The sequence below is a fragment of the Nocardiopsis sp. NPDC057823 genome, from assembly GCF_042797335.1.
Lineage (GTDB): Bacteria > Actinomycetota > Actinomycetes > Streptosporangiales > Streptosporangiaceae > Nocardiopsis > Nocardiopsis changdeensis.
This window is the reverse complement of the sequence record NZ_JBHVLR010000019.1, coordinates 106,831-130,379: the sequence shown is the minus strand read 5'-3', so window position 1 is coordinate 130,379 and position 23,549 is coordinate 106,831. Positions and strand designations below refer to the sequence as shown.

Below are 23,549 nucleotides of genomic sequence, written 5' to 3'. Positions count from 1 at the left end.
AGGATCTATATGGCCAGGCTCGTACGGTTTCAGGTGGACGAAACCGACTCCGTGGTGGTGGAAGTCGATGATGGTGACGCCAGTTCGCAGGTGGGATCGAGCGACATCATCGAAGACGCCGCCGACGATTTCTCCGCCAAGCTCGGATCGGTGCGGAAAGCCGTTGAGGTCGCCCTTCGAGAACTGGGTGAAACCCTGAACCCGGAAACGATCAAGGTGAGCTTCGGCGTCAAACTCAACGCCCAGGCCGGGGCCGTGATCGCCAAGACCTCGGTGGAGGGAAATCTCCAGGTGGAAATGGAGTGGAAGCCGAAATCCACCGGTCCCGTGCCGGACTGACCCCGCTGCGGGGCGAGAGCGCTACCGCCGCGCCGCCTCCCGCTGCCGCCGCGCCGCCGTCACCGCGGCGCGGCCGCTCCGGCCGCTGCTTAACATGCTGGACATGCGCATTCTCGTGGTGGAGGACGACGACCGGGTCGCCCGCGGGCTGGTGACGGCACTGCGGTCGGCCTCCTTCGAGGTCCAGCGGGTCGCCACCGCGGAGCGGGCGCTGGCGGCGCCGCCCGCCGACGTGGTCCTGCTCGACCTGGGGCTGCCCGACGCCGACGGGATCGACCTGCTGCGGCGGCTGCGCGAGCGTCCGCAGACGGCGATCATCGCCGTCACGGCCCGGGCCGAGGAACGCGACCGGGTGCGCGGGCTGCGGGCCGGGGCCGACGACTACGTCGTCAAGCCCTTCGGGGTGGCCGAGCTGCTGGCCCGCATCGACGCGGTGCTGCGGCGCACCCGCAGCGCCCGTTCCGAGGTGGAGCCCGAGGAGCCGCCGGTCACCGTCGGGTCCCTCACCCTGGACGCCGCCTCGCGCACGGCCGCCGTCGGCGGCGAACCGGTGCGGCTCGCCCGCAAGGAGTTCGACCTGCTCCTGCTGCTGGCCTCCCGGTCGCCCTCGGTGGTGGCCCGCGACCAGATCCTCGACCAGGTGTGGGGCACCGCCTGGGAGACGTCCTCGCGCACCCTCGACACCCACATCGCCTCGTTGCGCGCCAAGGTGGGCCACGCGGTGCGGATACGCACCGTCCGCGGGGTCGGCTACCTGCTCGACGAGGCCTGACGTGCTGCGGCGCCTGCTCCTCATCCTGGTGCCGACCGCGTTCGTGCTGGTCGCCGCGGTCCTCGTCCCGTTGGGCACGGTCGTGGCGGGGCAGCTCACCCAGGAGATGTACGTGGACCGGCTCGGCGACGCCGGGAGGTTCACCGCGCTGGCCCGCACCGCGCTCGACACCGGGCGGGTGGACCCGCTGGCCCGGGAGATGGAGCGCTACGAGGAGCTGTACGGGATCCCCGCCGTCGTGGTCGCCCCCGACGGGGCGGTGGTCACCGGGTCGGGCGACCGCGCCCGGATGCGCGAGCTGCTGGACGCCGCGGAGGCCCGGCCCATCGTCACCGCGGCGATGGCGGGGGAGCGGCCCGCGCCGCCGGCCACGGTCTGGCCGTGGAGCGGGGATCCGCTGGTGGTGGCCGAGCCGATCGGCCGCGACAGCGAGGTGGCGGGCGCGGTCGTGGTCGTGTCGCCCACCGACCGGCTGGGGGCGGAGATCCTCGGTTCGTGGGCGCTGCTCGCGCTGTTCAGCGTGCTGCCGCTGACCCTGCTGGTGTCGGCGGTGGTGCCGCTGTCCCGGTGGGTGCTGCGGCCCATCAACCGGCTCGACGCGGCCACCACCGCGGTCTCCTCCGGTGACCTGGAGGTGCACGTGGACGCCGCGGGCGGGCCGCCGGAGCTGCGCAGGCTCACCGACTCCTTCAACACGATGGTGGGTGTGGTGAGCCGGGCGCTGGACCGCCAGCGCGCGTTCGTCTCGGAGGCCTCGCACCAGCTGCGCAACCCGTTGGCGAGCCTGCGGCTGGCGGTGGAGAACCTCGCGCCGTACCTGGAGTCGGAGGAGGCGCGGGAGGCGCACGCGGTGGCGATCGACGAGACCACGGTGATGCACCGGATGCTGAACTCGCTGCTGGCCGCCACCCGGCTGGAGAGCCTCACCGGCACGGAGCCGGTGGAGGCCGCCGAGGTGCTGCGCAGCCGCGAGGAGCGGTGGCGGGCGCTGGGGGAGGGCCGGGGGATCGCCGTCGAGACGGACGTCCCGGCGGGCCTGTGGGTGCTGGCCCCGGCGGGCGGGCTGGGCAGCATCCTGGACGAGCTGGTCAGCAACGCCCTGAGGCTGTCGGGCGGTACCCGGGTGGTGGTGCGGGCCGATCCGGGCGACCCGGTGCGCCTGCGGGTCCTCGACGACGGGGAGGGGCTGCCGGAGGCGGAGTACGCCCTGGCCCTGGACCGGTTCTGGCGCTCCCCGCGCCACCAGAACACCGAGGGCACCGGGCTCGGCCTGGCCATCGTCGCCGACCTGATGGGGGAGGCGGGCGGGCGTCTGGTCCTGGGCACGGGGCTGTCCGGCACCGGCCGGCGCGGTTTCGGGGTCACCCTGGAGCTCCCCGCGGCCGACCCCGCCCCCGACCGCCGGGACGCCGACTAGGGCCCGCCCTCCGGTGCCGCCGGAGGGTTCGCGAGGCGTCCGGCGGGTTTCCGGAGGCCCGGAGGAGGCGGCTCAGGAGGGCTTGTTCTCCCGGTACCACCGCTCGGCGCCGGGGTGCAGCGGGACCAGGCCCGTGGAGATGCCGGTGCGCACGTTGATCTGGGCGGCCTCGGGCCGCTGGGCGGCCAGCCGGGCCGCTCCCCGGTACACGGTGTCGGTCACCTCGAACACCAGGTCGTCCGGCAGGTCGGAGCGGCACAGCAGCAGGTTGGGCGTGGACATCGTGGGGCAGGCGGGCACCCCGTGGTAGGTGGTCGCGGGGATGGTCGCCTGGAAGTACGACTCGGGGTAGGCGTCGGCCATGACCCCCGCCGTGCCGCTCAGATCGATGAAGCGGACGTCCCGCTCCCGGGCCAGGCCGGCGATGGCGGGGGTGGGCAGCCCGGTCAGGGAGAACATGGCGTCGATCCCCCCGGAGGCCAGGGCCTCGGCGGAGGCGGCCTGGTCCATCAGCACGGTCTCGGCGGACAGCCCGGTCTCGCGCAGGATCCGCTGGGCGGTGAACTCCGTGCCGGAGTCCTTGGAGCCCACCGACACCCGCAGCCCCGCCAGGTCGTCCAGGCCGCGGATCGCCGACTCCTCGGGCACCACCAGGTGGACGAAGCTGTCGTAGAGGCGGCCGACCGCGCTGAGCCTCCCGCCCTCGGAGATCTCCGACTCGTGGTCGAGCGTGGAGTCCAGGCTCGACAGCCCCAGGTGCGCGTTGCCGTCCTCCAGCAGGTACAGGTTGTCGTGCGAGGCGTTGGTGTCCACCGTGACCACCTCGGTGCCGGGCAGCCGCTCCCGCATCAGGACGGCGATCTCGGCGCCGATCTCCCGGAACACGGCGCCGGGCGGGCCGGTGGCGATGACGAGTTCGGGCACGCGCACACCGGACTCGCGCGCGCACCCGGCGAGCACGGCGCCCACGGCCGCGCCGAGCACCCCCAGCAGCACACTCCTGCGATCCGGTCCCATGACAGCAGGGTAGGCGGCGCGGCACGGGACCCGCCCCGGCGGCCCGGGCTCCAGGGGCGGGGCCGCTCCCGGTCCGCTCCGGCGGGCGCCGAAACACGGCGAAACACGGCCGGGCACCGGGAAACACAGGCTTCACCGACGGACAGGACCGCCGAAACACGCCGTTCCTAGCGTCTGGGGCCATGGACACACCGCTGTATACACGCCCGGCCGGGCCCGCCGCCGACCCGGCCGGCTCCCGCCGGGACCGGGTCTACGCCCTGCTGCGGGAAGAGGTCCTCAGCGGCCGCATCGCCCCGCACACCCGGCTGGGCGAGGTGCGCCTGGCCGAGCGCTTCGGGGTGTCGCGCACGCCGGTCCGCGAGGCCCTGGCCCGGCTGTACTCCGACGGCCTGGTCGAGCGGCGTGAGAACGGCTTCCACATCACCGTCCCCGACCTCGCCGAACTGCGCGACCTCTACGAGCTGCGGGTCACCCTCGAACTGCGCGGCATCGCCCGCGCCATCGAGGACCCCGCCCTGCGGCACGACCCCGCGATCCTCCGCGCCCAGCGCGCACGCTGGGAGGCCATCGGGGCCGACCCGCCCGCCCCGGACGCCTCCTTCGTGCTGCTGGACGAGGACTTCCACACCGACCTCTCCCGGGCCTGCGGCAACCGGGCCCTCACCGACTCCCTGGTCTCGGTCAACCGGCGCATCCGCCGGGTGCGCATGTACGACTTCCTCACCGAGGACCGGATCGCCTCCACCATCACCGAGCACCTCGCCATCGTCGGCCACCTCCTCGACGGCGAACCGGACGCCGCCTACCGCGCCCTCCACGAGCACGTGGGGGGCTCCATGGAGGTCGTCCTGGAGCGCGCCCGGCGCGCCCTCACGCAGATGGCCCTGCACTCCGGCGCGTTCTGACCCCGCCCGTACAGGGCGCCCGCCCGGCGCCGCCGACCGGCCCACCGAACCCGGACCAAGGAGAGCCAGCGTGTTCGATTCCGTGCTCGTCGCCAACCGCGGCGAGATCGCCTGCCGCATCATCCGATCCGCCCGTGCCCTGGGGCTGCGCACCGTCGCCGTGTACTCCGACGCCGACGCCGGCGCCGCGCACACCCGGCTGGCCGACGAGGCGGTCCGGCTGGGGCCCGCCCCGGCCTCCCAGAGCTACCTCGACGCCGAACGCGTCCTGAGGGCGGCCGCCGACACCGGGGCCGGGGCGATCCACCCCGGCTACGGGTTCCTGTCCGAGAACGCCGCCTTCGCCCGCGCGGTGGAGGAGGCGGGCCTGGTCTTCGTCGGCCCGTCCCCGGACCACCTGGAGCGGTTCGGCGACAAGCACACCGCCCGCAAGGCCGCCGCCGCGGCCGGACTGCCCATGGTCGCGGGCAGCGACACCCTGCCCGACGCCGACGCCGCGGTGGCCGCCGCCGAACGGATCGGCTACCCGGTCATCCTCAAGGCCACCTCCGGGGGCGGCGGCATCGGCCTGCGGCCGTGCTACGACGAGGCCGGGCTGCGCGCCGCCTTCGAGCAGGTGGAGCGGACGGCCCGCACCCACTTCGGCGGGGGCGGGGTGTTCCTGGAGCGGTTCGTCTCCCGGGCCCGGCACATCGAGGTCCAGGTGTTCGGAGACGGGCACGGCCGCGTGGTCACCCTGGGGGACCGCGACTGCACCCTCCAGCGCCGCAACCAGAAGGTCGTGGAGGAGGCGCCCGCCCCCGGCCTGACCGACCGCGTCCGCGACGAGCTGCACCGCACCGCCCGCGAGCTGTGCGCGGGGGTGTCCTACCGCAGCGCCGGGACCGTGGAGTTCGTCTACGACGTCGACCGCGGCGAGGCGTCCTTCCTGGAGGTCAACACCCGGCTCCAGGTGGAGCACCCGATCACCGAGGAGATCACCGGCGTCGACCTGGTGGCGTGGATGCTGCGCCAGGCCCGCGGCGAGGACGTGCTGGCCGGAGTCCCCGACGAGGGCCCGGCCCGCACCGGGCACGCCGTCGAGGCGCGCGTGTACGCGGAGGACCCCGCCCACGACTTCCGTCCCAGCCCGGGCCTGCTCACGCGGGTGGAGTTCCCCGAGGGCGTCCGCGTGGACGGCTGGGCCGCCACCGGGCGCCGGGTGACCGGCGACTACGACCCGCTGCTGGCCAAGGTCATCGTGCGCGGCGGTGACCGGCGGCAGGCCTGGGACCGGCTGGCCGCCGCCCTGGCGGACACCCGAGTGGACGGGGTCCAGACCAACCTGGGACTGCTGCGCGCCCTGGCCGCCCACCCGGACGTGCGCGCGGTCGGCCACACCACCGCGACCTGCGCGGGGGTGGGCGACCCCGAGCCGCGGATCGAGGTGGAGCGCGCCGGGACCCTCACCACCGTCCAGGACTTCCCCGGCCGCACCGGCTACTGGCAGGTGGGCGTCCCCCCGTCGGGCGCCATGGACGACCTCGCCCTGCGGCTGGGCAACCGCGCCCTGGGCAACCCCGAGGGCGCGCCCGGCCTGGAGTGCACCATCGAGGGCCCGGCCCTGCGGTTCTCGCACGCCGCCACCGTCTGCGTCACGGGCGCACCCGCCGAGGTCACCGTGGACGGGGTCCCGGCCGCCCAGTGGGAGCCGGTGGAGGTTCCGGCGGGCGGCCTGCTCGACATCGGCCCCGCCCGCGGCCCGGGCATGCGCACCTACGTGCTGGTGCGCGGCGGCCTGGACGTGCCCGAGTACCTGGGCAGCGCCTCCACGTTCACGACCGGCGGCTACGGCGGCCACAGCGGCCGCGCGCTCCTGCCGGGCGACGTGCTGCGTCCCGCACCGGTCGCGGAGGGAGCCCCGGAGCCCGCCCCCGTCCCCGCGGAGGAGCGGCCCGTCCCGCCCGTCCCCACCGAGGGCGGGGCGCACTGGGACATCGAGGTGTCCGAGGGGCCGCACGCCGCCCCCGAGTTCCTCACCCGGGAGGGCATGGACGCGTTCTACGCCACCGCCTGGCGGGTCCACCCCCAGTCGGCGCGCAACGGCGTGCGCCTGTCCGGCCCCAAACAGGGCTGGGCCCGGCTGGACGGCGGCGAGGCGGGCCTGCACCCCTCCAACGTGCACGACACCGCCTACTCCGTCGGCGCCGTCAACCTGTCCGGCGACACCCCGGTGCTGCTCGGACCGGACGGCCCCAGCCTGGGCGGGTTCGTCTGCCCGGTCACCGTGGTCTCCGGCTCCCGGTGGAAGGTCGGCCAGCTCCGCCCCGGCGACACCGTCCGGTTCCACCCGGTCACCGAGGCCGCCGCCGAGCGCCTGCACACCGAGCCCGCCGCGGCGCCGCTGCTGCGCGGGGGCGGAGGCGACGGCGACGACGGCGTCCTGGGCCGCATCCCCGCCGGGGCGGACTCCCCGGAGGTCGTCTACCGGCGCGGCGGACACGACAACATCCTCGTCGAGTACGGGCCGATGGTCCTCGACCTGGGGCTGCGCATGCGCGTCCACGCCCTGATGACCGCCCTGGAGGAGGCGGGGACCGACGGCATCGTCGACATCACCCCGGGCGTACGCTCCCTGCACCTGCACACCGACCCCGAGCGCCTGCCGCTGCGCACCCTGCTGGGCCTGCTGCGGGAGGTCGAGCGGGACCTGCCGTCCGCCGCCGACCTGAGGGTGCCCAGCCGCACCCTGAACCTGCCGCTGTCCTTCGACGACCCGTCCATCCACGAGGCCATCGCCCGCTACGGCACCGCCGTGCGCGACGACGCCCCCTGGAACCCCGACAACATCGAGTTCATCCGCCGCATCAACGGCCTGGACTCGGTCGACCGGGTGCGCGACATCGTCTTCGACGCCTCCTACCTGGTGCTCGGCCTGGGCGACGTCTACCTGGGCGCGCCCGCGGCCACCCCGCTGGACCCCCGCCACCGGCTGGTCACCACCAAGTACAACCCGGCCCGCACCTGGACCCCCGAGGCCGGGGTCGGCATCGGCGGCGCCTACCTGTGCGTGTACGGCATGGAGAGCCCCGGCGGCTACCAGCTGATCGGCCGCACCGTCCCCATCTGGTCGGGGCTGGGCCAGTACGGGCCGTTCGAGCCGGGCGTGCCCTGGCTGCTGCGGTTCTTCGACCGGATCCGGTGGTACCCGGTCGGCCACGAGGAGCTGCTGGACCTGCGGGCCGACCTGCTCGCCGGGAGCCGCGGGCTCGAGATCGAGGACGGGGAGTTCGTCCTCGCCGACCACGAGCGCTTCCTGGCCGACAACGCCGGCTCCATCGCCGCCTTCCGGGCCCGCCAGGCCGCCGCGTTCGAGGCCGAGCGCCTGGCCTGGGAGGCGGCCGGGGAGTTCGACGACCGTCCCGAACCCGAGCCGGTCGCCCCCCTGGCGCTGGAGACGCCGCCGGGCGCCGCCGTGGTGGAGGCGCCGCTGGCCGCCTCCGTGTGGAAGGTGGACGTCCGGCCGGGCGACACCGTCGAGGAGGGCCAGCCGGTCGTCCGCCTGGAGGCGATGAAGCTGGAGGTCGTGGTGCGCGCGCCCAGAGCGGGAACGATCTCCGACATCCTCGTCACCCCGGGCCAGCACCTCGACCCGGGGAGCGCCCTGGCCGTCATCACGCAAGGAGAGACCGCCTGATGCACCGACCCACCGACCGCGTCCGCGCCGCCTACCGGCGGATCGCCGAGGCCGACCGCCCCGAGGTCTGGATCTCCCTGCGCCCCGAACCCGAGGTGGTGGCCGACGCCGCGCTCCTGGAGGAGCGGCTGGCGGCGGGGGAGGACCTCCCCCTGGCCGGGCTGCTGCTGGCGGTCAAGGACAACATCGACGCGGCCGGGCTGCCCACCACGGCGGCCCACCCGGGTTTCGCGTACACACCGGAGGAGAGCGCGCCCGCGGTGCGGAGGCTGGCCGGGGCCGGGGCCCTGGTCCTGGGCAAGACCAACCTCGACCAGTTCGCCACCGGCCTGGTGGGCACCCGCAGCCCCTACGGCGCGGTGCGCGGGGCCGCCGACCCGGAGCGGATCTCGGGCGGCTCCAGCTCGGGTTCGGCGGTGGCGGTCGCCCTGGGGATCGCGGACCTCGCCCTGGGCACGGACACCGCCGGCTCGGGGCGGGTGCCCGCCGCCCTCAACGGCATCGTCGGGATCAAGCCCACCCTGGGCCTGGTCCCGGCCTCGGGGGTGGTCCCGGCGGCCCGGCCCTACGACTGCGTCACCGTGTTCGCCCGCGACCTGGGCACCGCCCGGGCGGCGGTGGCGGTGATGTCGTCCCCGGCGGAGGACGACCCCTACTCCCGGCCGGTGCCCGCCGACGTGCGCCTGGCCCCGCGCGGGGCGGGCCGGGTGGCGGTGCCGTCCCCGGAGGGCCTGGAACCGCTGTCGGAGGCGGAGCGGGCGGCCTTCGCGGCGGCCGCGGCCGTGCTGGAGAAGACCGGCGCGGAGGTCGCCGAGGTGGACGTCGCCCCGCTGCTGGAGGCGGCCCGGCTGCTCTACGACGGCGCGCTGGTCGCCGAGCGGTACGCGGCCGTCGGGGACTTCCTCAAGGCGCACCCGGAGGGGGCCGACCCCACCGTGGCGGGCATCATCCTGGCCGCGGAGGACCTCCCCGCGCACCGGCTGGCCGCGGACCAGCAGCGCCTGGCCGCCTACCGGGCGACGGCGGCGGGGATCCTCGACGGGTTCGACGCCCTGCTGCTGCCGACCACGGTCGGGCACCCCACCCTGGCGGAGGTGGCCGCGGACCCGGTGGGGGTGAACTCCCGGCTGGGCACCTACACCAACTTCGTCAACCTGCTGGACCTGGCGGCGGTCGCGGTCCCGGCCGGGGAGGCGGAGGGCCGCCCGTTCGGCGTGAGCCTCATCGCCCGGGCGTTCGAGGACCAGGTGGCCCTGGACCTGGCCGGAGCGCTTACCGGGCAGGACCCGGGGGAGCTGCACCCGGGCGCGGGCGTGGAACTGGCGGTGTTCGGCGCCCACCTGCGCGGACAGCCGCTGCACCACCAGCTCACCGGGGCGGGCGCCCGGTTCGTGGAGGCCACCGCGACCGTGCCGGAGTACCGGATGGTCGCCCTGCCCACGGCCCCGCCCAAGCCGGGGCTGCAACGGGTCGCCTCCGGAGGGACCGCGGTGGCCTGCGAGGTGTGGAAGCTGTCCCCGGCGGCGCTGGGGGCCTTCCTGGCGGCGCTGCCCGCGCCGATGGCCCTGGGCGCGGTCACCCTCGCCGACGGGCGCACCGCGGTCGGGTTCGGCTGCGAGGCGGTCGCGGCCGAGGGGGCGCGGGACATCAGCGGGTACGGCGGCTGGCGCGCCTACCTGGAGGCGTCCCGGGACTGAGGCGGGGGCGGCGCCGCACGCGGCCCCCGCGGGCCGGGCCAGGTGCTCCCCGCTCCGGCCGCCGGGAAAAGGGGATGGGCGGCCGCGGAGCCGTTCCCACCGCCCCTCCGGGCCGGACTCGGGGCGGCCCCTGGGCACGGCACGGCCTCCGCACACGGCACGGGCCCGGACACGGGACGACCCTTGGGCACGGAACGGCCCCCGAACACGGAAAGGGCCCCGCGACATGGTCGCGGGGCCCGTTCGGGTCATGATCAGCGGCGCGGGCGTCGCCGCCCGCGCGGGGCCCGGTCGCGCCGCGGCTCGCGGGGCTCCGGGGACCGCACCGTGACCGGGACACCCGAGGGCTCGCGGGCCCCGGTCACCTCGGCCAGGTCGGCGGCGTTCGCGCCCCCGCCCAGGGTGCGCGGCTCGATCCGCGCCCGGCCCATCAGCCGGGTCATGTCGCGGCGCTGGCCGGGCAGCACGAGCGTGACCACGTTGCCGCGCTCTCCGGCCCGGGCGGTGCGCCCGCCCCGGTGCAGGTAGTCCTTGTGGTCGGTGGGCGGGTCGATGTTGACCACCAGGTCCAGGCCGTCCACGTGGATGCCGCGCGCCGCGACGTTGGTCGCGATCAGCGCGGTGACGTCGCCCCGCTTGAACTGGTCGAGGGTGCGCGTCCGCTGCGGCTGGCTGCGCCCGCCGTGCAGGGGCGCGGCCAGCACCCCGTTGGCCAGCAGGTGGTCGGCCATCCGGTCCACCGCGCGCTTGGTGTCCAGGAACATGATCACCCGGCCCTCGCGGGCGGCGATCCTGGTCACGACGTCCTTCTTCTCCGTGGGCGACACGTGCACGACGTGGTGCTCCATGGTGGAGACGGCGCCCTCGGACAGGTCGACCGAGTGGACCACCGGGTCGTTCAGGAAGCGGCGGACCAGGGTGTCGACGTTGCGGTCCAGGGTGGCGGAGAACAGCATGCGCCGCCCGTCGGCCGGGACCTCCTGGAGGATGGCGGTGACCTGCGGCATGAAGCCCATGTCGGTCATCTGGTCGGCCTCGTCCAGGACCGCCGACTCCACCTTGTCCAGCACGCAGTCGCCGCGCTCCATCAGGTCGCGCAGCCGCCCCGGGGTGGCGACGACCAGGTGGACGCCCTGGCGCAGGGCGCGGGCCTGGCGGTGGATCGGCATGCCGCCCACGACGATGGCCGAGCGCACCCCCACCGAACGCGCGTAGGGGTCCAGGGAGTCGGCGACCTGCTGGGCCAGCTCCCGGGTCGGGGCCAGGACGACCGCCAGGGGGCGCCGGGGCTCGGCGGTGCGCCCGTCCAGGCCGGCGAGCAGGGCCAGGCCGAAGGCCAGGGTCTTGCCGGACCCGGTCCGGCTCCGGCCCAGGACATCGCGTCCGGCCAGGGAGTCGGGCAGGGTCGCCGCCTGGATCTCGGACGGGGTGGTCAGGCCCTGCCGGGCCAGGGTCCGCTTCAGGGCCGCGGGCATGTCCAGGGCCTCGAAGGACTCCGCCGGCGGCAGCGCCGGGGTGACGGTGACGGGGAGGGCGAACTCCCCGGAGGGCCCGCCGCCGCCGGTGCGGGGGCGGGCGGCGGCGCGGGGGCGCTGCCGGCCGTACCCCCGGGCGGGGCGGCTGCGGGTGTTCGTACCGGTGCGGTACGGATGACTCATGTGTGGCCTTTCGCCGACGGCGTTCGCCGGGCGGGAGGCCTTGCGGCCTCGCAGGGGGAAACCGGGGTACGCCGGATGAATGAGACTGCCGAATGAAAATCGTGGGCGCTCGTCCGGCGGATGTGCCGGGGCGCGGGGCCGGTCGGGGCACGATGCCCGGAGAGCCGGCCGGGGAAAACCTGGGAAAAAGAAGAGCGACGGGGTCCGGCGCCCGAAGGGCGGACCCCGTCGCGGGAGGAGCTCGCGCTCCTGAGGATCAGACTAGATCAGGGTGATGTTCTCGGCCTGGGGGCCCTTGGCCCCGGCGACGGCGTCGAACTGCACGGCCTGGCCCTCGGCCAGCTCACGGAAGCCCGTGGCCTGGATGTTCGAGTAGTGGGCGAAGACGTCGGGGCCGCCGCCGTCCTGCTCGATGAAGCCGAAGCCCTTTTCAGCGTTGAACCACTTGACCGTACCGGTCGCCATATGGATGCCTCTCGTTCGAAGAAATGAAGAAAACCGCGTGTGACGATTTTCCCGTCACCGCGGTGATCTCCCGAAGAGATGGATCCATCGGGGGTCACGACTGCAACTTCTTAGAACGTAGCACACGGAAATCAGCTTGTCCCGGTGATTCCGGTGTGTCACATGGCACCGGCGGATGTGGTATCGAAACCGCCGGAAATGTGTTGGGCCCCGGCGGAGGACCGCCGGAGCCCGGACACGGTGGGATCTCCGTCCCGGGGCCTCAGCCCCGGTCGCCGCGCTCCTGCTCGGCCAGGGCGTTCATCATGCCCTTGTAGTGCCGCGACCTCGCCCCCAGGATGACCGCGGCCAGCGCGGTGGCGATCAGCGAGGCGGCCAGCACACCGGTCTTGGCGTGCGCCAGGTGCTCGGGGGAGTCCGCGAAGGACAGTTCGCTGATCAGCAGCGACACGGTGAACCCGATCCCGGCCAGCTGGGACATGCCGACGATGTCGATCCACTTCAGGCTCGGGTTCAGCTCGGCCCGGGTCACCTTGGTGGTGATCCACGAGCCGCCCGCGATACCGACGGCCTTGCCGACGACCAGGCCCAGGATGATGCCGAGGGAGGCCGGGTCGCTGACGATCGCGCCCATCCCGTCGATCACCACGCCGGCGGAGAAGAACGCGAAGATCGGCAGGGCCAGGCCCGCCGACCAGGGCCGCAGGATCTGCTCCACGCCGTGGCTGGGGTCGTGCGCCTCACCGGGCAGCGCCTTGGTGCGCATCAGCAGGCCCATGGCCACGCCGGCGATGGTGGCGTGGACCCCGCTCTCGTGCATCAGAACCCAGATCAGCGCCGCCAGCGGCACGTACACCACCCAGTTGGGCAGCCGCGAGGCGTTCAGCGCGGCGGCCAGGCCCTTGCCGCGCTGGAGGTACCCGAAGACCACCAGGCCGACCAGGGCGGCGGCCAGCATGAGCAGGTCGATGCCCGAGGTGTAGAACACCGCGATCACGATGATGGCGCCCAGGTCGTCGACGATCGCCAGGGTCAGCAGGAAGGTCCGCAGCGCGGGGGGCAGGTTGCGCCCCACGACCGCGAGGATGGCCACCGCGAAGGCGATGTCGGTGGCCATCGGGATGCCCCACCCGTGGACGGTGTCCGGGGAGGAGAAGTTGATCGCCGCGTAGATCGCGGCGGGCACGATCATGCCGCAGACCGCGGCGATGATCGGCAGCATGGCGCGGCGCGGGTTGCGCAGCTCGCCGTTCACGAACTCCTGCTTGAGCTCGTTGCCCACGACGAAGAAGAAGACGGCGAGCAGGGCGTCCGCCGCCCAGGTCTCCAACGAGAGGTTCAGGTGCAGGGACTCGGGTCCCACGGTCACCGATCGCAGGTTCTCGTAGACCCCGCCGAAGGGCGAGTTGATCCAGATGATCGCGACCAGCGCCGCACCGATCAGGAGGAAGCCCCCGACGGTGTCGCTGCGCAGTGCTTCGGCGAGTCGTGCGAGGGGCGTCCGGGACGTGGAGTGTGCCAGCGGGTCGATGCTCATAGGCGGCTTTCTGGAGTCGGCTGTCGGACCGCCGACCAGTCTTCCCGGCACACCTAGGACCCACGGTCCACGCCCCGTGCTCTGCGGGGACGATGGGAAAGTCCGATGCAGAGCATATACGCCCGTTTTTCATGAACGGTGTCCGGGGCGTCATGTACGCTTGTCGGCCGGTGTGCCGGGAAGACTGGTCGGCGGTGGCACAACTCTTATCCGGAAACGAGCAGGTGTCCGATGCCCGACACACACCTCCACGGTACGCACGTCTACCGCTCCGAGACCGGCGCCCGCGAGATCCGGACCTGGTGCGAGGAGCGGCTCGCCGCTTGGCCCGCGCTCACCGCGCTGCCCCCGCTCAGTACCGGCCTGGGCACCACCCGCGCCTTCACCGCCCCGGGCGGGGACGCCCCGCCGGTCGTCTTCCTCGGCGGGACCAACTTCAACTCCGCCACCTCGGTGGACCTGGCCAGGGTCCTGGCCCGCGACCGCGCGGTCACCCTGGTCGACCTGCCCGGGCAGCCCGGCCTCAGCGAGGGGCTGCGCCCCCGCTCGGGCCGGGCGTCCGCCTACGGCGCCTGGTTCGACGAGGTCCTGCCGATGCTCACCGGCCGCCCGGCGACCGTGCTCGCCCACTCGCTGGGCGCCGCCGTGGCGCTTTCCGCCAAACCCTCCGAGCTGGTCCGCGCCGTCGTGATGGTCGGCCCGGCGGGCCTGACGGCGGCGCCGGTGAACTCGGACCTGATGCGGGTCACCCTGCCGTGGATGATCGGGCCGCGCGACGACAAGAGCACCCGCCTGCTCGACTACATGAGCGGGCCCGGGTACACGTCCAGGGCGCGGGGGTCGGCGGTGCACCCGCTGGCGCCGTGGATGACCCTGGTCGGACGCCACTGCCGGACCAGCCTGGCCCCCGGGCCGCTGCCGATGGAGTGCCTGCGCCCCTGGGAGGACACCCCGGTGGTCGTGGCCACCGGTTCCGAGGACGCCTTCTACTCGCCCGCCCGACTGCACGGCCCCGCCCGGCGGCTGCTGGACTCCGAGGTCACCGTGCTGGAGGGGGCGGGGCACCTGGCCCCCTACGAGGTCCCCGAGGAGATCGCCGGACTCGTGCGCTCCCTGGACTGAGCGCGCCGCCGCCCCGGGTCCGTCCGGCCCGGGGCGGCGGGGAGGGCCCCGGAGGGCCCTGAGGGGGTCAGTCGCCGGCCGGCGCGGCCTCGTGCCGCTCGGCGCGGGAGGCCTTGCGGGCCAGCGACACGGCGACGATCGAGATGACCGCGGTGAACACCAGGTACCCGGCGATCGGCACCCACGAGTCGTCGTACCTCGACAGCAGCCAGGTGGCGATCAGCGGGGCGGTGCCGCCGGCCAGGGCGGCGCCGATCTGGTACCCGAGGGTGACGCCGGTGTAGCGGACCTGGGTGGAGAAGATCTCCGAGCACAGGGTGCCGATGGTGGCGGTCACCGGCGGCCAGAACACGCCCAGGCCCAGGACGGTGGCCAGGACCAGCAGGGCGGTGCTGCCCGTCCCCAGCATGAGGAAGTACGGGGCGATGAACAGGGCCAGCAGGACGGCGCCGGCCAGGTAGACGCGCTGGCGCCCCCAGCGGTCCGACAGGGCGCCCGAGACCGGGATCAGCACGCTGGCGACGATCGCGCCGATGGTGACCGCGTTCAGGGCCTCGGTGTTCTCGAAGTCCAGGGTGCCCGTGGCGTAGCTCACCACGAAGGTGCCGAAGATGTAGAAGGGGGCGGTCTCCACGACCTTGGCGCCCACGGCCACCAGCACCGCGCGCCAGTGGTAGCGGAAGGTCTCCACGACGGGCAGCTTGGCGACGGTGCCCTCCTCCTTGGCCTTCTGGAAGGAGGGGGTCTCGTCGATCCCGGCGCGGATCCACAGGCCGAGCAGCACCAGCAGGATGCTCGCCACGAACGGCACCCGCCAGCCCCAGGCCTCGAACTGGGCGTCGGGCAGCAGGGACATCAGGGTCAGGGCCAGGCTGGCCAGCAGCATGCCCAGGGTGATGCCCATCTGCGGGACGCTGCCGAACAGGCCGCGCTTGTTCGCCGGCGCGTACTCGTAGGCCAGCAGCAGCGCGCCGCCCCACTCGCCGCCGATCCCCAGGCCCTGGACGATGCGCAGGAGGATGAGCAGGATCGGCGCGAGGATGCCGATGGTCTCGTAGGTCGGCAGCAGGCCGATGAGCATCGTGGCCCCGCCCATCAGGGACAGGGTGATGACCAGGGTCTTCTTGCGGCCGATCTTGTCCCCGATGTGGGAGAACACCACGCCGCCCAGCGGGCGGATGAAGAACGTCAGCGAGAACGTCAGGTACGACAGCATCAGCGAGACGAGCGGGTCGTCCGACGGGAAGAAGAACTTGTTGAAGATGAGGGCCGAGGCGGTCCCGTAGAGGAAGAAGTCGAACCACTCGATGGTGCTTCCGGTCAGACTCGCGACGAGGACTTTCGTCCTGGGCGGCCCGGGCCGCGCGGTCTCCGTGCTCATGTCCGATCACTCCTGGTCAGATGGGGTTCCGCGGCCCGGGGAGAACCGCGAGTACGCCGGAGCCTAGAACGCGGTGGCACGGATCACCGTTGTGCGGACGGACGATATGAGGGCCCCGGCGGTGTCGGGAACGACAATCGGGGCCCCGCGGGGCGTCCGGCCGCCCGCCCCGTGACCGGTCGGAGATCCGGCGGTGGCCGGATCTCCACCTCACCTGCGGGCGCGCAGCGTCAGGGACGCCAGCAGCCGCTGGTCGGCGTCGTCCAGGTCCAGCCCGGTCAGGGTACGGATGCGGCGGATGCGGTGGCGCAGCGTGTTGGGGTGGACGTGCAGCAGCTCGGCGGCCCGGGTGACGTCGCCGAAGGTGTCCAGGTACACCGCCAGGGAGCGGCACTGCTCCTCGTCGAGGCCGTCCAGGCGGACGTCGCGCAGGTGCGGGCGCTCGGCGAGGTCGTCGATGAGCTCGCGCAGCACGACCGAGGAGCGGACCTCCTCGAAGGACGTGACGGTCAGCTCCGGCCGGTCCCGGACCACGTCCAGGGTGCGGCTGGCGACCTTCTTCAGGGAGGGCACGGCGCTCATCCGCGGGGCGACCCCGGCCAGGGCGGCCTGCACGGGGGTGCCCAGGTTCTGCCGCAGGGCCGTGACCAGGTCGCGGACCCACGAGGCGGGGGCCGGGTTCCCCGACGGCGCGGGCATGAGCAGGTACAGCAGCCCGCAGGCCGGGATGACCAGGGCGTCGCTGCGGTAGGAGGCGGCGTACACCGAAGCGGTCTCCGTCGCCCGGTCCAGCAGCCAGCCCCCCTGCCCGGCCTCCTCGCGCAGGGCCAGGGCGATCACGGACACCGGGGTCCCGGGGTCGGCGCCCAGGTGGCGGGCGAGGGCGTCGGTGTCGAACGCGCCGGTGAGCAGCCCGACCGCCAGCTCCGCGGGGTCGCCGCCGGAGCGGGCGCCGTGGGTGCGCATCAGGTGGGTCGCCGCCAGCCGGGCGGCGCCGAGCAGGACACGGGTGGTCGCGGCGGGCCGGGGCGCGTCGCCGATCTGCACCCAGATGCCGCCCAGCATCCGCCCCCCGGCCAGGACGCCCACCACCAGGCGGCGTTCGGCCCCCAGGTCGGGGCGCTCGGCCACCTCCACCACCTCTCCGGCGGCCAGGCGCTCGTTGACCCCCCACGCCCGCAGGTGCGCCAGGAACGACTCCGGGCAGCCGCGCCCCAGGATGGTCCGCCTCCGGAGCTCGTCGGCCCCCTCGTCCGCGGCGGAGTAGGCCAGGACCGCCCCGGCGGAGTCCTCGATGCTGACCAGGCCGCCGGTGAGCGTGGCCACCGTCTGGGCCAGGGAGAACAGGTCGCGGTGCCGGGGCTCGTCGCCGGGCGTCTCCAGGACCGCGCGGACCAGGTCGGCGAACTCCTTGCCGGTCAGCCGGGGGTCGACGGACAGCACGGGCAGCCCCAGGGCCCGCAGCCGCTCCGCGCCCCCGTCCGGGACGCCGGTGACGGCCACGGCCGCGACGCCCTCGGGGTTCCGGTCGGCCAGGGCGTCGGCCTCCTCACCGGGGACGACCGCCAGCGTGCCGACGGGCAGCGGTCCGTCGTCGTCGACGACCGTGACCGAGCGCACCACCGCGCCCAGACCGCGCGGGGCCGCCATGAGGCCGTGCACGGACTCGTCGAGGGCGTCCAGCAGGGACTTGAGGGTGCGTCCGGGTTCAGCCATGGTCCACCTCCGCGGTGTCCTCCTCCAGGACGACCTGGTCCAGGGTATGCGCGCCGATCGCCGCCAGTGTCGGGGCGTCGTCGGAGTGGGCGGACAGCAGGACGCCGAAGAGCAGCGCCCAGGCGCGGGCCCGGTCCCACACGTGCGCGTCGACGGTGCCCGCCGCGTCCACCCGGGCGCGGAACGCGGCCCGGCCCGCGGGACCGAACAGCATCCAGGCGACGGCCAGGTCGGTGGCCGGGTCGCCGGCGGTCAGGTCGCCGAAGTCGAGGACCGCGGCCAGTCCGTCCTCGTCCGGGGACACCAGGAGGTTGGCGGGGTGCAGGTCGCCGTGCAGCCACAGCGGCGGGCCGGACCACGCGGGCGCGGCGGCCAAGCCGTCCCAGAGCCCGGCCAGGAGCTCCCGGCGGGGCGGGTCCGCGGCCTCCAGCCGCCGGTGGAACCCGGCGGACCGGGCGGCCAGCGGCACGCCCCGGAACGGGTTGGCGGGTGCCTCCGCGGGCGCGGGCACGTGCAGCCGGACGGCGAAATCCGCCAGCGGCGCGGCCAGCACGTCCCGCCCGGCGACGGGGACCTCGGCGGCCGTGCGCCCCTCGAACCAGGGGACGACCGACCAGTGCCAGGGGTAGTCCCGCCCGGGGGCGCCGACGCGCACGGGCGCGGGCACCGGGGTGCCCAGGCGCGCGGCGATCGCCCCGAGCCACCGCTGCTCGTTGCGGGCGAGCGCGGCGGCCCGCTCCCGGCGCGGCAGGCGCACGGCCAGCGCGTCGCCCAGCCGCAGGATCGTGTTGTCCCACCCGTTGGCGACCGGTGTGAGGGGGAGGCCGGCCAGGTCCGGGTGCTGGTCCGCCAGCAGCCGCCGGACCAGCCCGGGGGTGATGTCCACCTCGGCCTCGGGGATGTTCATCCCCCCATCCTCCGCCACCCCCAGGAGTGGACCCCCGGGGAGGGCTCCGAGAAGCCGCCGGAATCCCCGGCGTACCAAAGGTACGCATGGTACCTTCGGTTCCATGAACGAGGTTCAGGTGGAGACCATTCGCCAGGTGCGCGACCACATCGCCGACGTCGTCGACAGAGCCGACAGAGACGACTCCCCGACGGTGATCACCCGCAGAGGCCGTGAGGTCGCGGCCGTGGTCCCCATCGAGATGCTCCGCCGCTACCAGCGGCTGGAGGAGCAGGAGATCCTCCGCCTCGTCAAGGAGCGCATGGCCGACCCCTCTCCCGGTATCCCGATGGAGCAGGTCATGGCGGAGATCCTGGAAGGGCCGGAGTGACCTACAGGACGATCTTCCGCCCCGAGGCCCGGGAGGAGCTGCGCAAGCTGCCCCGCACCGTGGCCATGAACGTGTTCCGCAAACTGACCGAACTGGAGACCGACCCTCTGGGCTTCGGCACCACGGCCCTGGTCGGCTCTCCCGAGGTGCGACGCCTCAGAGTGGGCGACTACCGGGTCATCTACACGGTGGAGCACGACCGGCTCATCGTATGGGTCGTCCATGTGGGGCACCGCTCCGGCGTCTACGACTGACACCGCCGGACGGCGGGCGCGCAGGGGAGCGGCCGGGACCCGGTGGCGGAGCCCGGCCGCGGTGTTCAGCGCTGCGGGCGCTCCTGGGCGCGGGCGGACTCGGTGTGCGAGCCCGGCTCGGTCTCGGGCAGCGGGACCGCCCGCAGGACCTCCTCCGCCTCGTAGAAGTCGGCAGGCGGCATCGCCCGCAGCGCGCTCACGACCTCCTCGTCGCCGCCCGCCTCCAGCGCGGCGGCCACGATGCGGTCCTTGTCCGCCGGAAAGTCGACGCCCTCCAGGATCCGGCGCAGGCCTGCCAGGCCGCGTTCGACCCCCATGGTCCCTCCCCCGTGCGCCGCGGGCCCCTCCCGCAGCGCACGGGGTGACTACCCGGGGCCCGGGAGCGTCAACCCCCGGCCCGCCACAGCCCGGTGACGGCGTCGACCGTGGCCACCACCGCGGCGTGCCGGGCCAGCCCCTCCAGCGCCGCGTCCTGCCGGGCCTGCTCGTAGGTGCCGACGGCGTCGGCCGCCACCACCACCCGGAACCCGTGCTGGAAGGCGTCCCGGGCGGTGGCGTCGACGCAGCAGTCCGTGGTGAGCCCGCACACCACCAGCCAGGAGACCCCGGCGGAGTAGAGCATGCGGACCAGGTCGGTGCCGTGGAACGCCGAGTAGCGGCGCTTGTCCACCACCTCCTCGCCGTCGAGCGGTGCCGCCCCGAACCACTCCGGGCCCGGGGTGCCCGCCAGGCACGGCTCCTCGGCGGCCGCCCGCTCCGGCGGGAGGTCCGCCAGCCCGCGCAGCCACCGCGAGGAGTCCCAGGGCTCGTCCGGGTCCTGCACGAGGCGGGTCCACACCACGGGAACCCCCGCCGCGCGGGCCCGGTCGACCAGCAGCCGGGTCCCGGCCAGGGCGGCGTCGATCCGCTCCCGGGCGCCCGCGTCCGACCGGGGCGGCCGCTCCGGGGCGGCGAAGTCCCGCTGCGTGTCCACGACGAGCACGGCCGCCTCCCCGGCCGGTCCGGGCGCCGGGCGGCGGTGTCCCGCGGTGTCGACGAGGGAGGCGGCGGTCACCCCTCCCCCCGGGCGCCGGCCGGGCGCAGGAGCGGCATCACCCGCTCTCCGAAGTCCGCCAGGTCCGCGTGGTAGTCGGGGAAGATCAGCATCAGGCCGTCCAGCCCGGCGAACTCGACGATCTCCCGGATGCGCTCCGCCACGGTCTGCGGGGAGCCGGTGACGAACGGGGTCTGGAACGCCTCGTCCTCGGGCCGCTCGGCGGTCAGCGACAGCGCCTTGTCCTGCGGCAGCCCCCAGGACACCTTCATGTTGACCAGCGCCTCGACATCCGCGCCGCGCCCGTACTCCAGCCTGCGGGCCTCGGCCTCCTCGTCGGTGTCGGCCATGACGACCGTCAGCATCGAGTAGGTGCGGATGCTCCGGCCCTGCTTCTCGGCGCGCAGCTTGACGTCCCGGCAGGCGTCGCGCAGGCCCGGCAGGTCCTGGGCGGTGAGGAACGAGCCGTCGCAGTGCCGGGACTGGAAGTCCAGGCCCGCCTCGGAGCGGCCCGCGGCGATCAGCGTCGGCCGGGTCGCGGGGTGCGGCAGCGACCGGCAGTCGTCCAGGCGGAAGTACTCGCCGTCGTGGTCAACCGCCTGCTCCGACCACAGCCGCTCCAGCACCGAGGTCCACTCCTCGGTCCAGCGGTAGCGGTCGCCGTGGGCCAGGGACTCGTCCCACAGGCCCATCTGGGCGAACTCCTTGGCGTAGGCGCCCACGACGATGTTCATCCCGGCGCGGCCGCCCGCGATCTCCTGAAGGGTGGTGAACATCTTCGCGGCGATCGCCGGGTGGAACAGGTTGGTGTGGACGGTCGCCCACACCTTGACCCGCTCGGTGGCCTCGGCCAGGCCCGCCATCATCGTGATGGACTCCAGGGTCCGGCCCCAGTGGTCGGTGGCGCCGCCGTAGCCGCGCCACTTGCCCATGGACATGATGAAGTCCAGCCCGTACTGCTCGGCCAGGACCGCGGCCCGGCGGTTGTAGGCGTAGGTCGCCTCCGGGTGCGGTGCGGTCTCGGAGACGATCCACCCGCCGCTGCCGATGGGCAGGAAGATCCCGTACTCGGTGTCGGCGGCCGGTGTTCCGCCAGATTCTGACAACTCGGTTCCCTCGCTCTGAATGAAATAGGGGGGGCACCGGGGCCGTCGCCCCGGTGCCCGTGGCCGTTCCCCGTGGTGTGGGGGGTACTGCTCGGGAGCGCTGCTCCTACTCCTCCTCGGCGGGCCAGCTCACGTTCCCGGCGACGTACACGGCCTCCAGGTAGTGCGGCTCGAAGAGGGGCTCCAGGTCGGGCATGTCATCGAGCACGCCGTTGTCGACCAGGTTCTGCGTCTCGGCCTCGGTCAGGTTCAGGTCGATGTAGCCGACGGCGGTCTCGTCGGGGGTGGAGGCGCGCACCAGCTCGCTCTCGGAGGCCCAGACCTGGAGGTTGTGGTCGACGTCGAACTCGCCGGTCGGGTCCAGCGCGGCCGCGTACTCCACGCACTCCCGCTCGTTCCCCTCCTGCCCGCAGTACTCGAACGCCTTGCCGATCGCCCGCAGGAAGTCCTCGACGACGGTCCGGTTCTGTGCCGCCCACTCCGGGTTAGTGGCCATCACGCCGAAGGAGCCGACCACGCCGAAGTCCTCGGGCAGCCACTCCCGGTACTCCTCGCCCATGGCGTCGAGCTGGTGGGGCTCGTTGGAGCGGAAGGCCGTCAGCGCCTGCACCTGGTCCCGGGGCAGGACGCTCGGGTCGTACCCGGACTCGACCTGCTCGATGGACTCCACGTCGACCCCGGCGGCGTTCAGCATCGCCTCCAGCGGGGCGGCCAGCATGCCGGGCCGGCCCATGGTCTGGCCCTCCAGCTCCTTGAGGTCCTCGACCTCGGGGCCGGTCAGGAGGGAGGCGATCGGCACGTGCCCGTAGGTGGCGATGCCGATGACGTCGTGGTCCTCCTGGTTGGCCTGGACGACCTCGGCCTCGTTGGCGATCGGCGTGAAGTGGGCGGTGCCCGCCGACACCAGCTGCGAGTTGGCCATGATGTCGCCGACGCCGCCCTGGATCTCCACGTCCAGGCAGACGGCGTCGAAGAAGCCCAGGCTCTCGGCGGCGAACACCTCCAGCTGGCTCACCGAGGCCTGGTAGAAGTAGCCGGAGATGTAGGTGATGGTGCCGGCGTCCCGGTTGGTGGAGCACCGCTCCTCGTTGATGGCGAGCTCGGACTCGGCGGGGGGCTCGGCCGCGGCCTCGGAGCCGCCGCAGGCGGCGGTCGCCAGCACGGACGCCGCCAGGGCCGCGGCACCGAGGTACCGGGTCAGGGGTGTGGTGGGGGTGGTCATCTGGGGGGCTCTTCCGTTCGTTGTGCGACGTGGGATCTACGGGGACGGGAAGTGTCGGTGCGCTGGGGGGCGCGGGTGCGGCGGGAGGCGCGGGTGCGCTGCGACTCGTGCCAGAAGAGCACGCGGCGCTCGACGGCCGAGACCAGCGCCAGCATGAGCACGCCCATGGTGGCCAGGCAGGCGATCGCGGCGTAGACGGAGTCGAGCTGCGCCGAGGAGGCGGAGGTGCGGATCAGGGTGCCGAGCCCGCCGCTGCTGCCCGCGGCCACGAACTCGGCGACCACGGCGCCCACGATGGACAGCGGCATGACCACGCGCAGCGCGGCCAGGGTGTAGGGCAGGCCGTAGGGGATGCGCAGCCGCCACAGCACCTCCAGGCGGGAGGCGTCCAGGGTCCGGAACACGTGCAGGACGGGCTCGGGGACCGCGCGCAGCCCGGTGGCGACGTTGATCAGCACGGGGAAGAACGTGATGATCGCGGTGACGATGACCTTGGGGGCCAGGCCGAACCCGAACGCCACCACCAGCCCGGGCGCCAGCGCGACCACCGGGGTCACGTTGAGGACGACGGCCAGCGGCATGAGGGCGCGCCGCACCACCGGGATCTCGGACATGAGCAGGGCCAGGACGAACGCGGTGCCCGCCCCGCAGGCCACCCCGATCAGGGCGATGGACAGGGTGCTCCAGGCGTTGGCGAGGAAGATCTCGGGCCGGTCCGCCAGGGTGGCCCCCACATCGGCGAGCCGGGGCAGGATGTAGGGGTGCTCGGCGGCCACCGCCGACCAGCCTATGCCCAGCAGCACCACGACGAAGGCCGTGGGCGCCCAGGTGGCCGGGTGCAGGGGGCCGCGCGGCCGGGGCCGGCGCCGGGTGGGAGCGGGACCCGGGCCGGGCGTCGGCCCGGGGCGGTCGGGGGCGTGGCGCAGGGGGGCGGTCGCGGTCATCTCGGTGC

21 protein-coding genes are annotated in these 23,549 nt (G+C 74.2%); 9 read left to right on the top strand and 12 right to left on the bottom strand.

Annotated elements, in window-relative coordinates:
- Window positions 1–9: 9 nt before the first annotated feature.
- The 3 genes from ACFVNO_RS25525 (at window position 10) to ACFVNO_RS25515 (ending at window position 2,528) form a co-directional block, all read left to right on the top strand.
- Complete coding sequence (locus ACFVNO_RS25525; RefSeq protein ID WP_378896206.1) at window positions 10–339, top strand: CU044_2847 family protein; 330 nt, start codon at window positions 10–12, stop codon at window positions 337–339.
- A gap of 94 nt (window positions 340–433) precedes the next feature.
- Complete coding sequence (locus tag ACFVNO_RS25520) at window positions 434–1,111, top strand: response regulator transcription factor (protein ID WP_220563755.1); 678 nt, start codon at window positions 434–436, stop codon at window positions 1,109–1,111.
- A 1-nt stretch (window position 1,112) separates the two neighbouring features.
- Window positions 1,113–2,528: an ATP-binding protein gene (locus ACFVNO_RS25515; protein ID WP_378896204.1), complete on the top strand. Its 1,416-nt coding sequence runs from the start codon at window positions 1,113–1,115 to the stop codon at window positions 2,526–2,528.
- Between the two features lie 72 nt (window positions 2,529–2,600).
- On the opposite strand, the gene ACFVNO_RS25510 is transcribed toward ACFVNO_RS25515, so the two are convergent.
- Entirely contained in the window at window positions 2,601–3,545 is a 945-nt protein-coding gene (locus ACFVNO_RS25510) for a TAXI family TRAP transporter solute-binding subunit (RefSeq protein WP_378896202.1), read from the bottom strand.
- 182 nt (window positions 3,546–3,727) lie between these two features.
- Between ACFVNO_RS25510 and ACFVNO_RS25505 the strand changes: the two genes are divergently transcribed.
- The 3 genes from ACFVNO_RS25505 to atzF all read left to right on the top strand — a co-directional run bounded on the left by ACFVNO_RS25505 (window position 3,728) and on the right by atzF (window position 9,826).
- Window positions 3,728–4,453: a GntR family transcriptional regulator gene (locus ACFVNO_RS25505; RefSeq protein WP_378896200.1), complete on the top strand. Its 726-nt coding sequence runs from the start codon at window positions 3,728–3,730 to the stop codon at window positions 4,451–4,453.
- 70 nt (window positions 4,454–4,523) lie between these two features.
- On the top strand, window positions 4,524–8,129 hold the full coding sequence (gene uca / locus ACFVNO_RS25500; RefSeq protein WP_378896198.1) for an urea carboxylase: 3,606 nt from the start codon (window positions 4,524–4,526) through the stop codon (window positions 8,127–8,129).
- Window positions 8,129–9,826 carry an allophanate hydrolase gene (gene atzF / locus ACFVNO_RS25495; RefSeq protein WP_378896196.1) on the top strand — a complete coding sequence of 566 codons (1,698 nt, stop codon included), beginning with the start codon at window positions 8,129–8,131 and terminating at the stop codon, window positions 9,824–9,826. The genes uca and atzF overlap by 1 nt, the downstream gene beginning before the upstream one ends.
- A 254-nt stretch (window positions 9,827–10,080) precedes the next feature.
- Here atzF and ACFVNO_RS25490 read toward each other — a convergent pair whose 3' ends face one another.
- The 3 genes from ACFVNO_RS25490 to nhaA form a co-directional block, all read right to left on the bottom strand.
- Window positions 10,081–11,484 carry a DEAD/DEAH box helicase gene (locus ACFVNO_RS25490; RefSeq protein WP_355267097.1) on the bottom strand — a complete coding sequence of 468 codons (1,404 nt, stop codon included), beginning with the start codon at window positions 11,482–11,484 and terminating at the stop codon, window positions 10,081–10,083.
- A 261-nt stretch (window positions 11,485–11,745) separates the two neighbouring features.
- On the bottom strand, window positions 11,746–11,949 hold the full coding sequence (locus tag ACFVNO_RS25485; protein ID WP_355267100.1) for a cold-shock protein: 204 nt from the start codon (window positions 11,947–11,949) through the stop codon (window positions 11,746–11,748).
- A 262-nt stretch (window positions 11,950–12,211) separates the two neighbouring features.
- Window positions 12,212–13,486: a Na+/H+ antiporter NhaA gene (gene nhaA / locus ACFVNO_RS25480; RefSeq protein WP_378896193.1), complete on the bottom strand. Its 1,275-nt coding sequence runs from the start codon at window positions 13,484–13,486 to the stop codon at window positions 12,212–12,214.
- A gap of 231 nt (window positions 13,487–13,717) precedes the next feature.
- Between nhaA and ACFVNO_RS25475 the strand changes: the two genes are divergently transcribed.
- The gene (locus ACFVNO_RS25475) at window positions 13,718–14,608 is read left to right on the top strand and encodes an alpha/beta fold hydrolase (protein ID WP_378896191.1); all 891 of its coding nucleotides are present in this window, start codon (window positions 13,718–13,720) and stop codon (window positions 14,606–14,608) included.
- A gap of 67 nt (window positions 14,609–14,675) precedes the next feature.
- Here the strand turns inward: ACFVNO_RS25475 and ACFVNO_RS25470 are convergent, their stop codons facing one another.
- From ACFVNO_RS25470 to ACFVNO_RS25460, 3 genes are all read right to left on the bottom strand, one after another.
- Complete coding sequence (locus ACFVNO_RS25470; protein ID WP_355267109.1) at window positions 14,676–15,989, bottom strand: MFS transporter; 1,314 nt, start codon at window positions 15,987–15,989, stop codon at window positions 14,676–14,678.
- A 210-nt stretch (window positions 15,990–16,199) separates the two neighbouring features.
- Window positions 16,200–17,705 (bottom strand): PucR family transcriptional regulator, encoded by a 1,506-nt coding sequence (locus ACFVNO_RS25465; protein WP_378896188.1) that lies wholly within the window; start codon window positions 17,703–17,705, stop codon window positions 16,200–16,202.
- Window positions 17,698–18,612, bottom strand: coding sequence for an aminoglycoside phosphotransferase family protein (locus tag ACFVNO_RS25460; protein WP_378896186.1), 915 nt, complete (start codon window positions 18,610–18,612; stop codon window positions 17,698–17,700). The genes ACFVNO_RS25465 and ACFVNO_RS25460 overlap by 8 nt, the downstream gene beginning before the upstream one ends.
- A 103-nt stretch (window positions 18,613–18,715) precedes the next feature.
- Here ACFVNO_RS25460 and ACFVNO_RS25455 point away from each other — a divergent pair, with 103 nt between their 5' ends.
- Together ACFVNO_RS25455 and ACFVNO_RS25450 are read left to right on the top strand one after the other, a co-directional pair.
- Complete coding sequence (locus tag ACFVNO_RS25455; protein ID WP_378896184.1) at window positions 18,716–18,982, top strand: type II toxin-antitoxin system prevent-host-death family antitoxin; 267 nt, start codon at window positions 18,716–18,718, stop codon at window positions 18,980–18,982.
- Complete coding sequence (locus ACFVNO_RS25450) at window positions 18,979–19,236, top strand: type II toxin-antitoxin system RelE/ParE family toxin (RefSeq protein ID WP_378896182.1); 258 nt, start codon at window positions 18,979–18,981, stop codon at window positions 19,234–19,236. Before ACFVNO_RS25455 ends, ACFVNO_RS25450 begins: the two co-directional genes overlap by 4 nt.
- A gap of 65 nt (window positions 19,237–19,301) precedes the next feature.
- Here the strand turns inward: ACFVNO_RS25450 and ACFVNO_RS25445 are convergent, their stop codons facing one another.
- The 5 genes from ACFVNO_RS25445 to ACFVNO_RS25425 all read right to left on the bottom strand — a co-directional run bounded on the left by ACFVNO_RS25445 (window position 19,302) and on the right by ACFVNO_RS25425 (window position 23,541).
- Window positions 19,302–19,553 carry a DUF2795 domain-containing protein gene (locus ACFVNO_RS25445; protein ID WP_355267118.1) on the bottom strand — a complete coding sequence of 84 codons (252 nt, stop codon included), beginning with the start codon at window positions 19,551–19,553 and terminating at the stop codon, window positions 19,302–19,304.
- A gap of 68 nt (window positions 19,554–19,621) precedes the next feature.
- Window positions 19,622–20,290: a cysteine hydrolase family protein gene (locus ACFVNO_RS25440; RefSeq protein WP_220563739.1), complete on the bottom strand. Its 669-nt coding sequence runs from the start codon at window positions 20,288–20,290 to the stop codon at window positions 19,622–19,624.
- Window positions 20,287–21,375: an LLM class flavin-dependent oxidoreductase gene (locus ACFVNO_RS25435; RefSeq protein WP_355267121.1), complete on the bottom strand. Its 1,089-nt coding sequence runs from the start codon at window positions 21,373–21,375 to the stop codon at window positions 20,287–20,289. The genes ACFVNO_RS25440 and ACFVNO_RS25435 overlap by 4 nt, the downstream gene beginning before the upstream one ends.
- A 106-nt stretch (window positions 21,376–21,481) precedes the next feature.
- The gene (locus tag ACFVNO_RS25430) at window positions 21,482–22,597 is read right to left on the bottom strand and encodes an ABC transporter substrate-binding protein (RefSeq protein WP_355267124.1); all 1,116 of its coding nucleotides are present in this window, start codon (window positions 22,595–22,597) and stop codon (window positions 21,482–21,484) included.
- Entirely contained in the window at window positions 22,594–23,541 is a 948-nt protein-coding gene (locus ACFVNO_RS25425; RefSeq protein WP_378896229.1) for an ABC transporter permease, read from the bottom strand. The genes ACFVNO_RS25430 and ACFVNO_RS25425 overlap by 4 nt, the downstream gene beginning before the upstream one ends.
- Between the last annotated feature and the right edge of the window lie 8 nt (window positions 23,542–23,549).